Origin of the sequence: Mucilaginibacter aurantiaciroseus, assembly GCF_024055595.1 — a bacterium.
Lineage (GTDB): Bacteria > Bacteroidota > Bacteroidia > Sphingobacteriales > Sphingobacteriaceae > Mucilaginibacter > Mucilaginibacter aurantiaciroseus.
In genome coordinates this window covers 1,400,553-1,414,413 of the sequence record NZ_JAMXOF010000001.1, presented here as the reverse complement: position 1 = coordinate 1,414,413, position 13,861 = coordinate 1,400,553, and the positions used below count along the sequence as shown (strand labels likewise).

Genomic DNA, 13,861 nt, shown 5'->3' with positions numbered 1-13,861 from the left:
TGAAGTAAGAAATGCCAGGCACCTCGATATTCAATATTTGAAATTCAGTATTCGATATTTTAACCTTTCCTCACCTGTCCATTCCCTTTAACGATCCATTTATAACTCGTCAACTCTTCAAGCCCCATTGGGCCGCGGGCGTGGAGCTTTTGGGTACTGATACCAATTTCGGCACCGAGGCCAAACTGGGCGCCATCGGTAAAGGCGGTAGAAGCATTTACATATACCGCGGCGGCATCCACACGGTTCAGGAAAATTTCGATATTCAGTTCATCCTCAGATATAATGGCCTCGCTGTGTTTAGAACTGTTAATAGCGATATGTTCCAAAGCCTGCTGGAGGTTACTAACTGTTTTGATAGCCATCTTCATCGACAAAAATTCTGTACCAAAATGCTCGGGTTTGGCTTCTTCCAAAAGTTCGGCAGGGTACAGGCCATTCAATACCTCAAAGGCTTTTTTATCGGCATAAAGCTGCACTCTCTTTGTTGCAAGTGGCTCGGTAATGTGTACCAGGTCGCCAAGGCGTTTAGTGTTGATGATGAGGCAATCCAGCGCATTGCAAACGCTTACCCGGCGAGTTTTGGCATTATCAATAATGGCGATGGCTTTCTCCAGGTCGCCGGTTTCATCGAAGTAGGTGTGTACAATGCCTGCGCCGGTTTCTATCACGGGCACTTTGCTGCTTTCGCGTACGTAATTTATCAGGCTTTGGCTGCCACGAGGGATCAATACATCTACATAACCAACTGCGTTTAGCAAAGCTTCGGTGGCTTCGCGTTCTACAGGTAGCAGGGTAGCGAAATTATTATCGATTTGATGTGCCGATAAAACCCCGTGGATCACTCGCATGATGGCCCGGTTAGAGTTATCTGCGTCGCTGCCACCTTTTAAAATGCTGATATTGGCAGTTTTAAAACATAAGGCAAATACATCAAACGTAACATTTGGCCGTGCTTCGTAAATTACACCCACCACACCAAGCGGTACGCGCACCTTTTTTATCTGCAATCCATTCGACAGGGTTTTATCAGACAATACTTTTCCTAACGGACTATCCAATCCCACAACGTTCTCGATGTCGTCTGCAATAGCTTTTATCCTGTCGGCGGTAAGGGTAAGGCGGTCGTATTTTGAGTTGGCCCTGTCCATGCGGGCCAGGTCTTTTTGGTTTTCCTGGAGCAGGTAATCCGTTTGGTCGATAGCCGCTTTGGCAACATCAAGCAATACCTTATTTATTACATCAGGGGTTATGGCGGTATTTCTGCCGGCAATTAGCGCGTTTTCGAAGTAGTGTTTGTAGCTCATGTTATCCCTGCAAATAAAGGTAATCGTAATGTACCAGTGCTTTTTGGTTCTTTTGTCCTATTAATTCACGGGCTTTTTCAGAGCCGTACTCTGCAAGGCCAAGGCCTATGGTTTTATTTTGTTCGTCTACTATCTTGATGATCTCGCCCTTTTTAAAATCTGATACAATACTAATAATGCCCACCGGCAATAGACTTGATGCCTTGTTAGATACCAGTACCGTTTTGGCACCCTCGTTCACCTGTACCACACCGGTGGCGGCAGTTTCTGAATGGGCTATCCATTTCTTTTTGCCCGATGCTTTTTTGGTAGGGGTAAAGCGGGTATGGATGGTTTTATTAGCAAGTACATCCGTTAGGATATTTTCTTTAGTGCCGTTGGCGATGTGTACTGCAATACCCAGCTTAGCTGTTTTTTGCGCGATAGTGGATTTGGTGATCATCCCCCCACGGCCAAATTGCGACCGGCCCGAACTTACGAAAGATGCAAAATCTAATCCTGCGTCGCTTACTTCCTCAATTACCGATGAAGTTTCCAGTTTTGGGTCGCCGGTGTAGATGCCATCTACATTGCTTAAAACTATTAAAGCCTGCGCGTTCAGCATTGATGCTATCAACCCCGCAAGTTCATCATTATCTGTAAACATCAGTTCGGTAACCGATACCACATCGTTCTCGTTAATTACGGGGATAACCTGATGCTGCAGCAAAATCTCCAAACAGTTTCGCATATTCAGGTAATGAAGCCTGTCGCGGAAATCTTCTTTGGTAACCAATACCTGCGAACAAAGGATGTCGAACTTCTCGAATAGGTTAGAATACGTATTAATCAATTTTACCTGCCCTATGGATGCCAGCAACTGGCGGATAGCCACCGCATCGGATTTTTCGGAAACTGAGATCAAACTCCTGCCGGATGCTACCGCGCCGGATGATACCAATATTACCTCTATTCCCTGCCTTTTAATAGCCGCAATCTGGTCAACCAAATGTGCTATACGTTCCACATCGGGGAGGCCGTCGGTACGGGTTATAACGTTTGAACCTATTTTGACAATAACGCGGCGGTAGATGAATGACATTTAATGTATAGCAGTTTAGTCGACAATAATACGATTTTCCTGTGTAAATGGCGGCTTTTAAGCCGTTTATCTAAATATTATTTACAAAATAAAGCGATTTTTTTTGGACGTTGTAAAAGATTTGATACATTTGTCTACTTATTCTATAGACAATGTATTATTTAATTGCCTCTTCAACAGTTTTAATGCCATCAATGCAGTGCCTACCTGCATGCTGTTGTTGTTAATTCCGCCCGGATAACGGCACGTAACAAGCTTATTAACATTTTTCTTTCAATCTTATTTCAATGAAACCTTTTAGAACTTTCTTTAAACTTTTTGTGCTCTTTTTAGCCCTTGTACCGGGTTTGGCTTCGGCTCAACTGAATGGTAACTACGCCCTTAGCGGTAAAGTAAACGACGACCACGGCCAACCATTAATAGGCATAACCGTAACCATAAAAGGTACCCAGAACCGTACCGCAACAGATACTACCGGTAAATTTACCTTGCAAACAAATGCAAGGCTGCCTTTTACACTTGTATTTTCCGGGGTGGGTTTCCAAACACAAGAATTTGTGATCCGCAACGCCAACAGTTCGGTAAATGTGCAGCTATCTACACAGGCACTTTTAATAAACGAGGTAGTAGTTACCGCATCCCGCAGGGAAGAAAAACTCTTACGCTCACCTGTGGCTATTGAAAAATTGAGCATAACCGCACTTAAGCAATCGCCCGGCCCCAGCTTTTATGACGCACTGGAGAATGTAAAAGGTGTGCAGATGACCACCACCAGTATCACCCTTAAAGTGCCAAACACCCGCGGCTTTAACAGCCCCAACAACTTTAGGTTTATGCAGCTTGCAGACGGTGTGGATATGCAGTCGGCAACGCTTGGTGTACCGCTTGGTAATGCCATTGGGCCCACCGAACTGGATATTGCGAGCATAGAGCTGACCCCCGGTGCCGCCGCCGCCTTGTATGGTACCAACGCAATCAACGGTTTATCAAACTTGTTTACAAAAGACCCCTTTAAAACGCAGGGACTTAGCTTTTACCACCGCACAGGTATAAACCACGTGGATGGGATAGGCGTTAGCCCAAGCGCCATCAACGAAACGGCCATTCGCTTCGCGAAAGCCTGGAACAACAAGTTTGCCTTTAAAGTGAACGCCAGTTATTTAACCGGTACAGATTGGCAATCAAACACCCGGCTTGATCAAAACCCCGGCAAACTAAAAACGGCTAACCCTGTATATCCAGAACTTACGGGCACAAGCAATGCCGCTTATGACGGCTGGAACAAGTATGGCGATGACGCCCTTGCGGGTAGCAACACGGTATCTATCAAAGGTATCACGGTTGATGGTGTGGTAAGGCCGGCCTTAACCGTTGCTCGTACCGGTTATAACGAAGTTGATTTGGTAGATCCTAAAGTGACCAACCTAAAACTGGATGCTACACTGGCTTACAAAATAACCCCTAACACACAATTATCATATACTTACCGCTATGGCAACATAGATGGTGTTTTTCAACGCGGTAATAAAATATCATTGAATGGTGCATCTGTACAAAACCACAAAATAGAATTAAAAGGAACCGATTTCCTGATCCGCGCTTACGAGTCTGTAGAAAATACTGGTAAATCATTCAATGTAAAACCACTGGCCGATAATCTTGACCTTAACCACGCCAGTAATTCGGTATGGGGTACCACTTATAAAAATGGTTTAACGGCTTATGCCAATACGCATGGCGGTGCTTTAACATCTGCCAACCTTGCCGCTGCCAATGATGCCGCACGTGCGGCTGCTGATGCGGGCAGAGTGGAGCCGGGTACGCAGGCCTTTAACGATCTGCGACAAACTATCATTGGTATCAATAACTGGGATTTTAAATCGAGCCTGATCCCCAATGCACCTGCAACGGGTGGTGCAGCGTTGGTGCAAAAAAGTAAAATGTACAATGCCGAAGCCCAATGGGATTTAACCAAACACGTAAAATTTATTGACCTGTTGGTTGGTGCCGATGTGCGTGTTTATTCCATCACCCCGGATGGTAATAACTTTGTAGACTTTAGCCGTTCCATTGCCAACCGAAATACCGCATTGCCTGACGGCAGCTTTGGCGATAACATTAGCTATAAAAAATATGGTGCCTTCTCGCAGGTTACTAAAACCTTTTTTGAGGAAAAGTTAAAGTTATTCGGTTCTGTCCGTTGGGACCGTAACCCTTATTTCTCCCCTAAATTTACTCCACGTTTAGCCGCGGTTTATTCGCCAACTCAAAACCACAACTTTAGGTTCACCTTCCAAAATGGTTACCGTTTTCCGTCACTTTTTGAGGCTTTATCATACGTAAATAATGGCCGGGTTAAACGCGTAGGTAGTTTAGAGTTTATTAACGACGGCTTGGGTTACCTAAACAATAGCTACACCCAACAATCGGTTACCGCATTTAATGCCGCGGTAAAATCGCAATCTACAACGGGCGATGACGTGACAGCTCTTAAAAACAAGAGTTTGCTGCAAGTGGCCAATCTTCCAAAAGCCCGCCCGGAGCAGATAACCTCTTTTGAGGTTGGTTATAAAGGGATTTTCTTTGATAATAAAGTATTTTTGGATATTGATGCCTACGCCAACCGCTATAACGGCTTTTTGGGCCAGGTGCAAGTGTTTGTGCCAAACAGCGCCACGGTAGGCTCAGATGCAGCCGTATTAGCCATGCTGGACATTAACCGCGACCCAACAACCGCTACAGCCAATAACGCTGCAAGCGCCGGCCAAAGCCGTTACCGGGTTTATACCAACGCTAAAAACGTTTACAATAATTATGGTTCATCTGCAGGGTTAAGCTATAATTTTTACCGCAGGTACACCGTATCGGGTAACGCAAGCTTTAACAAACTGAAGGCACAGCAAACCTCGGATATCTTCGTGACGGGCTTCAACACGCCTGAGTGGAGCGGTAACTTCTCGTTCGGTAACCGCGAAGTGGTGAAAAATGTAGGCTTTAACGTGGTTTACAAATGGCAGCAGAAATACCTTTGGGAAAGCCCGTTGGTAACGGGTAATATACCGGCCATCCACACCTTTGATGCGCAAGTAACTTTCAGGGTTCCGGTTTACTATGCAACGTTTAAAATTGGTGCAACAGATATATTTAATAAAAGATACATCCAATACGCAGGCGGCCCAACAATTGGTGGTTTATATTACGCATCGGTTACGCTGGACGGTTTGTTAAGTAAGTAGCCCATAGACCATAGAAAGATTACACTATCGACTATGCGCTATGGACTATCGACTACATAAAGATCCTATTTGTTTTTTAGGTATAATTTAGTTTTTCAAAAAGCGGGCGGGCGAGCTGCCCGCTTTTTTTGTGTATCAGCGACGTTATTTATAAAATATTTATTAGTGACATTTATAGATGCCTGTAACACTTTAAGTACTGCAATAGCTATTTCAGTAGCCGTTGTCGGTGGTGTATATGCAATGTTTTTTTTATAAATCTATTGATGTTGAAAAATTAGTTATAGAAAACCATTGTTTTTTCTTGAAGCTGCATCCCCTTTTGAAAGATTTAAAATGTGCTTCTACGACGTTTAAATCATTTTTTTTAAAAGGCTTCTTCAATAATCTTCATACCTACTTTTTCTATCCAATGTCATTTCGAACGAGGCACAAGAAGAAATGACATTGTTTATTTGATATAGCAGCCTATTAAAACGCAAGAACCCTGTACGAGTTGCACCTCGCACAGGGTTTTCTTACCTCACTTAACAGTATATAATAATTGGTTAAAATTATTCGTGGTTACTCTACTGACTGGCGCAACATCAGCGCGCCTACGGTTACGTTTGTACGGCTATCTATGATGATAGCGCCGCCATTAGCTTTGTTTACCTGGTATGGGTCGAATGCTAAAGGCTCCGCAGTTTTGATCACGATGCGGCCAATGTCGTTCAGTTTAAAATCTTCGTCGTGTTCTTTTTCCAGGGTGTTGATGTTCACTTTGTAGATCACTTCCTGGATTTTGCAACGTATGGTTTTGGTATTGTGCTGCACCAGGTAGGTCATGGTCGTATCTAATGGCCGGGTATCCATCCAGCACAGGTCGGCTTCAATTACGTTTGATAGCTGCGGTTGCCCGGCGCTGTTCACGATAATGTCGCCACGGCTGATGTCGATGTTGTCCGACAGGTGAACTGTTACCGATGTGCCGGCTAAAGCTTCTTCTAAATTTTTGTCGTAAAGTTCAATTTTTGATATGGTTGAGCTAAAGCCCGATGGCAAAACCGTAACCTTATCATTCACTTTAAACGAGCCGCTTGAAACGCGACCTGCATAGCCGCGGTAATCGTGCAGTTCGTCTGTTTGTGGCCGTATAACCCATTGCACTGGCAGGCGCGCATGAGCCGATGAATCGTCGATAACGATCTCCACGGTCTCTAAATGCTGCAGTAAGCTGTCGCCTGTATACCAGCTGATGTTTGATGACTGGTATACAATGTTATCGCCTTTAAGCGCACTTACCGGGATGTAGGTAACATTAACCAGATCGACCTTGGCGGCTAGTTTTTCAAAGTCGGCAACAATGTTGTTGAATACCTCTTCGCTGTAATCAACCATATCCATCTTGTTTACCGCAACCACCACCTTAGGTATCTGCAATAGCGAAACCAGGAAGGAGTGACGGGTAGTTTGCTCGATAACGCCTTTGCGTGCATCTATCAAAATAATAGCCAAAGCTGCGTTACTGGCGCCGGTAACCATGTTACGGGTGTACTGGATATGGCCGGGTGCATCAGCAATAATAAATTTACGTTTAACGGTCTCAAAGTATTTGTAGGCCACATCAATGGTTATACCTTGCTCGCGCTCGGCTTTAAGCCCGTCGGTTAATATTGCAAGGTCAATGGTGCCATCGTCGTTTTTACGGTTCGATGCATGCAGGGCCTCCAGTTGGTCGGCCAGGATAGCTTCACTATCGTACAACAGTCGGCCTATCAATGTGCTTTTGCCATCATCTACACTGCCTGCGGTTATAAATTTTAATATATCCATTTTTGGATTTTAGATATCAGATTTACGATTTTAGATTTTAACTCTTTAAGAAGAACAAAGCTTTTAGCTTTAACCTTTCCCCTTTAACCATTCCCTAAAAGTATCCACCTTTTTTTCTGTCTTCCATGGCGGCTTCACTTACTTTATCATCTATTCGGGCGCCGCGTTCGCTGATCTTGGATGATGCTATCTCATCGATGATATCATCTATCTCAAATGCGTATGATTCTACTGCCGCGGTACAGGTCATATCACCAACGGTGCGAAAACGTACGTTCTTATGCTCTATCACATCATCAGCATCCATATTGAGGAACGGCGATGCTGCCATCAGTTGCCCGTTGCGGGTGATACACTCGCGCTGGTGTGCGAAGTAGATGGTTGGCAAAGGGATGTTTTCGCGGCGGATGTAGTTCCACACATCAAGCTCCGTCCAGTTACTTATCGGGAACACCCGTACGTTCTCGCCTTTGTGAATTTTGCCATTGTAAATATCCCAAAGTTCGGGGCGCTGGCGTTTTGGGTCCCACTGGCCAAATTCATCGCGTACCGAAAATATGCGTTCCTTAGCCCTTGCTTTTTCTTCATCGCGGCGGGCACCACCAATACAGGCATCAAAGCCATGTTTGGCAATAGTATCTAATAGGGTAGTGGTTTGCAAAGGGTTGCGGCTGGCGTTTTTGCCTTTCTGCTCAATTACTTTGCCTTCGTTAATGCTATCCTGTACATGGCCTACGATTAGTTTTTCGCCGATGTGTGCAATCATATCATCGCGGTAGGTGATGGTTTCTTCAAAGTTATGCCCGGTATCGATATGTACCAGCGGGAACGGGAACTTGCCCGGGCGAAAGGCCTTTAACGCCAAATGCACCAGGGTGATAGAATCCTTACCACCGCTGAATAATAGCGCAGGTTTTTCGAACTGCCCCGCTACTTCGCGCAGAATATATATGGCCTCTGCCTCTAACTCGTCCAGGTAATCTAACCGGTATTTACTCATTCTTTTAAATCATTTAACGTTACTGCTGCATGTAAACCACACTCTTTTTTACTTTGGTCTTCCCACCACCAGCGGCCGGCCCTAAAATCTTCGCCGGGTTGTACCGCCCTTGTACAGGGCAGGCAGCCTATGCTTGGGAAACCCTTATCATGCAATGTATTGTAGGGTATATTGTATTGTTTGATGTAAGCTTTTACATCATCTAAACTAAAATTAAAAACAGGGTGGAACTTGATCAGCTGATTGCCCTCGTCCCATTCCACATTGCTCATATCCTCGCGGTTTGGCGATTGCTCGGCACGGATGCCGGTTATCCAGCATTGGTTGCCTGCCAGGGCGCGGTGCAAAGGCTCTATCTTGCGGATAGCGCAACACTCCTTGCGATTATCAACCGATTCGTAGAAGCTGTTGGGCCCTTTGGCGTTCACCATATGCTCCAACCTGTTATTGTCCGGATAATAGGCGTGGATGGGCTGCCCGTAGATCTCCATGGTGCGGTTCCATACGTAATAGGTTTCGGGGAACAGGCGGCCGGTTTCTAAGGTGAAAACTTTTATAGGAATATGATTAGCGAAGATCATATGCGAGATCACCTGGTCTTCCCAACCAAAACTGGTGGAGAACACGATCTCGCCGGGAAACTGCCCTGCCAAAGCGCGTAAAGCCTCCACAGGGTCTTTCCCGCTCACCAATTGCGATATGTAAATCGTATCGGCCATTAGAAAGGTGGGTGGGTTAAAAAAATAAAAATGCTACGGATGCTGATGAGGATAACAATAACCGAGACAGCCATCATAATGGCCTTTGCCGAAATTTTATTGGAAATGCGTGCCGCTACAGGTGATGCCAATGCACTGCCGATAACCAAACCCGCCACAGCATCCCAATGCGAACTATTAAGCAGGGTAATGAACGTTAACGAACCCATCAGCGCGATAAAAAAACGGGATAGTTTTACTGTACCCAAGGAGAACCTTGGATGACGGCCACCCGCTATCAAAGTAGATAATACGATAGAACCCCAGCCACCGCCGCCAACAGCATCAATAAAACCACCACCAAGCCCTAACAACGGTATGCGTTTGATTTTGGCTGTAGTGCGTTTCTTTCTAAGGTCTAAACCTTTTTTAAAGATAACGATGCCCAATATCAATGTGTAAACCGACACTAACGGTTTGGTGTATTGGGCATAATGCTCTAATGAGGATAATAAATACGCACCTGTTACCGCACCGATGATGCCGGGTAGTAACAGCAGTTTAAACAGTTTCCAGTTTACGTTGCCCATGCGGTAATGCATCCAGCCGGCAATGCCGTTGCTCATGATCTCGGATAAGTGCACACCCATACTTGCCGGAGCAGGCGGAATGCCCATAGATAGCGAAAATGTGGTAGATGTAACCCCGTATGACATGCCGATGGCGCCGTCTATCAGCGCAAAAACAAAACCTGCGCCTAAAAAGTAGTAAAACATAGGAGAGATGTTCTCCACGTAGTTTTTAAATGACGGCTCTTTTATCCAGAGTGCTATAATGGTTATTGCCAGGAAACCTACAAAGGTTCCCCAAACCAATAGTTTAATATTGTTATTACTCGGCGCTTTTTTAGGGCCAAGTAATATCTCGGTAACGCGGTTAAGTTCTTTTACCTTATGCGTAAAATCGCCCGACAAGGTGTTGCGCACCTCGGCCATTTGCTGCAGGGTAATGTCCAGCTCGCCGGGTATCGACTGGCTTAAAACTTCTTTTAAACGCTTGGCTATGGTTGGCGATTTACCGTTTGTAGAGATAGCGATCTTCAGGTCGCCTTTTTGTACGATAGAACCAAGGTAGAAATCGCACAACTCGGGTTTATCCGCAACGTTTATCAGCAGCTTACGGTCGTGTGCAGATTGGCGTACGTATTTGTTCAGTTCGCTGTCGTTGGTTGCAGCAATAACAATATCGGCGGCATCAAGGTCGGTATCGGCAAAAGATTTTTGTTTGATAGTTACCTGCAGATACTGGGCGACAAGCGCATGTACCTCCGGCAAAAAATCCTTAGAAATAATGGTAACAGCGGCAGCCGGGCTGTTGTTGAGCAGGGCGGTCAGCTTTTCCAGGCCAACATTGCCCGCGCCAACCAGCACGGTGTGCAGTTTGTTCAGCTTCAAAAACACCGGGAACAATTGATTGCCCTGTGCCTCTTGCGACTGAACCTGCGCTAAACTATTATCCTTTGGCAACAACGTCATAAACTTCTTTTACCAATTTAAATGTCGGGTGTAAGGAAACCACTTCGCCCAGTATGATTAGCGCCGGAGAGGTGATGCCCTGCTCTGCAGCCAAAGCCACAATAGTATCGGCAACACCAACAACAACTTTTTCATTAACAGTAGTGCCGCTTTGTATCACGGCAGCAGGCAATTGGCCTTTGCCTTCGTTTTTAAAGATATCTGCAATTTTTGCCAGTTTGTGGATACCCATCAGCACCACAATGGTGGCGTTAGTTTTGGCGGCATCGTACAAGTCGGCAGATATTTTACCATCGGTAGTGGTGCCGGTTATCACCCAAAAACTTTCGCTTAATCCGCGATGGGTAACAGGGATACCTTGCAAACCCGGTACGCCGATAGAACTTGAGATCCCAGGTACAACCTGTGTAGGGATCTTATATTCCGCAGCAAAATCCAATTCCTCGTGTCCTCGGCCAAAAACAAACGGGTCGCCGCCTTTTAAACGTACCACATGGCCGTAGTTTAAAGCGTAATCAACCATCAATCGGTTGATATTGTCTTGCGAAAAAGAATGATCTCCCGAGCGTTTACCCACGTAAACCTTTACTGCATTGGCAGGGGCAAAATCTAAGATCTCATCGTTCACCAAAGCATCGTACAAAACCACATCGGCAGTTTGCAGGGCTTTAATTCCTTTTAGCGTTATCAGCTCCGCATCGCCGGGTCCTGCGCCAACAAGGGTAATGCGTGGCTCTTTTATATTATTGGGTTCGTTTTGTATCATGATTGCAACACTGCCTCTCTCTTCGTTTTTACGGCTTCTAAAAAGTCTGTTGCCTGTTGTTTGTATGCAGTGGCAAATTCTTCAGATGGCTCGTTTTTATTTATTTGCAGCACCAGGTCGCTAAAAGTACCCTCAAGGGCAAATTCGCCGGTGGCTACATAATTGTTATCAAATTCTTTTATCACCCCGGTTTGGGTGCTGCTGTTAACGCTTTTATCAAGCAATAACGCCTTAGCCGCGCTCACCATGGTGTTGTAGGAATGGTAAATGGCATCGGCCCATAAACCTTTAACGTAAGCGCCGTTTGCCCAGCCCAGTTTCTCTTCGCTCTCGAACAACAGCGTAGCTACCAGGTCGATAATTACACCTGCACACTCGCCTACACCAATAGCAGAAACATAAGTTTCCTGATGGCCCCAGTCTACAAACTCATCATCTGTAAGGGTGGTCAGGTCGGCCAAGGGTTTTAGCAGGCGGTAGAAATAATCTTTACCCTGCCTATCGTAATAGGCATGGAACGTTTCCTCTTCTGTAGACAATGTTTTATAGTCATCCAGCACGTAGCGTAAAGCATGTGTAGCGCGTTTAGATGGCACTTTTATCACACGTTCTGCAGCGCGGCCTTCGCCGTTGCCTACAGTGCCACCGCCAAGCATCACCTGTACAGATGGCAATACTTTGGTGCCCGCTTTAAGCGAACTGCCGTGAAAACCAATATGCGCCAAACCATGCTGACCGCAGCTGTTCATACAGCCGCTGATCTTTATTTTGATCTCGCGGTTGTAGATAAAATCTTCGTACTCGTTGTAGATCACATCCTCCAGCACCTTAGCCATGGTCATGCTGTTGCTGATGCCCAGGTTACAGGTATCTGTACCGGGGCAAGTGGTAACATCAGCCAAACTATCAAAGCCCGGCGCGGCAAGGTCTAAATTGTGCAGACCAACGTATAGGGCGGGTAATGATTCTTTACGGATAAATTTTAACAGTAAGCCCTGGTTTTGTGTAATGCGGATCTCGTCGCCCACATAAGGCTTGATAGCAGCAACCAGTTTGCGCGCGGTATCGGTAGGGATATCGCCCACAGGCACTTTTATAAATACGCCGTAAAAATCCTTTTGCTTTTGCTCGAATACGTTGGTAGCCAGCCATTGCTCGTAACGGTAGGGGTTGGCAATTTCTACATCGCTATAAACATTATCCTCAGGTAGCTGAGGCTGCGGAACGGTATCGCGGTTTATTTTCCAGGTTTTAACCTTAAGGGCGGTGCGCTCCTCTTTTGCAAGGCGAAGCACTTCATCTAACCCGATCTTTTGGATGAGGTATTTTAAACGCGCTTTATTGCGGTTGTTACGCTCGCCATGGCGGTCGAATATACGGATGATAGCTTCGATGTAAGGGATCAGCTGATCTTCCGGCAGGAAATCTTCTACCGGGCTTGCCAACAAAGGCTGTGCGCCAAGTCCGCCGCCTAAAAGCACTTTAAAACCACGCTCGCCGTTCTCTTTTAGTTTCGGGATAAACCCAAGATCGTGAATATAAGAGTAAGCGGTATCTGCCTCGCTTGATGAAAACGAAATTTTAAACTTACGCCCCATTTCCTGGCAGATAGGGTTCCGCAGAAAATATTCGAACGTAGCCTGCGCATAAGGCGAAACATCAAACGGCTCCAGCGGGTCGATGCCCGAAGTAGGGGAAGAGGTTACATTCCTTACGGTATTGCCACAAGCTTCGCGAAGCGTAATATCGTCCTGTTCCAGTTCGGCCCATAATTGCGGGGTACGGTCCAGGCTCACATAATGGATCTGGATATCCTGGCGTGTGGTTAAGTGAAGGTTGCCGCTGCCGTACTCGTCAGATATATCGGCAATTTTTAAAAGCTGCTTAAAGGTTACTTTACCGAATGGCAGTTTAATACGCACCATTTGTACGCCCGGCTGCCTTTGGCCATAAACGCCACGCGCAAGGCGCAGGCTACGGAATTTCTCGTCGTGTATCTTACCTTCGCGGAACGCGCGGATCTTTCTTTCCAGGTCGATGATGTCCTGTTCCACTATCGGGTTCTCCAGTTCGGTTCTGAAGCTCTGCATATTCGGTACGTAATTTAGTTATCTCAAAAAAAAACCCCTTCTGCTGTGGCTGAAGAGGCGAAAATTATCTATTTACACATTTACAGCCACAATCTATCTGCCCAAATACAGCAGTTAATTAAGTTGTTATGATATGTAAATCCTATTTGTTTCATTAGTATGTCCCAAATATATATATAGTATAGGGGAATAGTAGCATTTATTTGAAAATAGATTGGATTTGATGTTGGGATGACGGAATGTGTGTATAATGGTGAGAGCCTGTCGAACCATTAGCCGGGCGTAGGTATTCAACAAACTCAGACTTAAATATCATGTTTTTTTGTCATGCCG

9 protein-coding genes are annotated in these 13,861 nt (G+C 45.6%); 1 reads left to right on the top strand and 8 read right to left on the bottom strand.

Going from position 1 to position 13,861, the window contains the following annotated elements:
- Nucleotides 1-59: 59 nt before the first annotated feature.
- Both NAF17_RS06550 and proB read right to left on the bottom strand, forming a co-directional pair.
- Complete coding sequence (locus tag NAF17_RS06550; RefSeq protein WP_252757178.1) at nucleotides 60-1,307, bottom strand: glutamate-5-semialdehyde dehydrogenase; 1,248 nt, start codon at nucleotides 1,305-1,307, stop codon at nucleotides 60-62.
- A gap of 1 nt (nucleotide 1,308) precedes the next feature.
- On the bottom strand, nucleotides 1,309-2,388 hold the full coding sequence (gene proB, locus NAF17_RS06545; RefSeq protein ID WP_252757177.1) for a glutamate 5-kinase: 1,080 nt from the start codon (nucleotides 2,386-2,388) through the stop codon (nucleotides 1,309-1,311).
- A gap of 287 nt (nucleotides 2,389-2,675) precedes the next feature.
- Between proB and NAF17_RS06540 the strand changes: the two genes are divergently transcribed.
- Nucleotides 2,676-5,624, top strand: coding sequence for a TonB-dependent receptor (locus tag NAF17_RS06540; protein WP_252757176.1), 2,949 nt, complete (start codon nucleotides 2,676-2,678; stop codon nucleotides 5,622-5,624).
- A 564-nt stretch (nucleotides 5,625-6,188) separates the two neighbouring features.
- On the opposite strand, the gene NAF17_RS06535 is transcribed toward NAF17_RS06540, so the two are convergent.
- The 6 genes from NAF17_RS06535 to NAF17_RS06510 all read right to left on the bottom strand — a co-directional run bounded on the left by NAF17_RS06535 (nucleotide 6,189) and on the right by NAF17_RS06510 (nucleotide 13,528).
- Nucleotides 6,189-7,439, bottom strand: coding sequence for a sulfate adenylyltransferase subunit 1 (locus NAF17_RS06535; protein ID WP_252757175.1), 1,251 nt, complete (start codon nucleotides 7,437-7,439; stop codon nucleotides 6,189-6,191).
- A 94-nt stretch (nucleotides 7,440-7,533) separates the two neighbouring features.
- Nucleotides 7,534-8,439, bottom strand: coding sequence for a sulfate adenylyltransferase subunit CysD (gene cysD / locus NAF17_RS06530; RefSeq protein ID WP_252757174.1), 906 nt, complete (start codon nucleotides 8,437-8,439; stop codon nucleotides 7,534-7,536).
- Entirely contained in the window at nucleotides 8,436-9,158 is a 723-nt protein-coding gene (locus NAF17_RS06525; protein ID WP_252757173.1) for a phosphoadenylyl-sulfate reductase, read from the bottom strand. The genes cysD and NAF17_RS06525 overlap by 4 nt, the downstream gene beginning before the upstream one ends.
- The gene (locus tag NAF17_RS06520) at nucleotides 9,158-10,672 is read right to left on the bottom strand and encodes a TSUP family transporter (protein WP_252757172.1); all 1,515 of its coding nucleotides are present in this window, start codon (nucleotides 10,670-10,672) and stop codon (nucleotides 9,158-9,160) included. The genes NAF17_RS06525 and NAF17_RS06520 overlap by 1 nt, the downstream gene beginning before the upstream one ends.
- Nucleotides 10,650-11,438: a uroporphyrinogen-III C-methyltransferase gene (cobA, locus tag NAF17_RS06515; protein WP_252757171.1), complete on the bottom strand. Its 789-nt coding sequence runs from the start codon at nucleotides 11,436-11,438 to the stop codon at nucleotides 10,650-10,652. Before cobA ends, NAF17_RS06520 begins: the two co-directional genes overlap by 23 nt.
- Nucleotides 11,435-13,528 (bottom strand): ferredoxin-like domain-containing protein, encoded by a 2,094-nt coding sequence (locus tag NAF17_RS06510; protein WP_252757170.1) that lies wholly within the window; start codon nucleotides 13,526-13,528, stop codon nucleotides 11,435-11,437. The genes cobA and NAF17_RS06510 overlap by 4 nt, the downstream gene beginning before the upstream one ends.
- Nucleotides 13,529-13,861 lie beyond the last annotated feature (333 nt).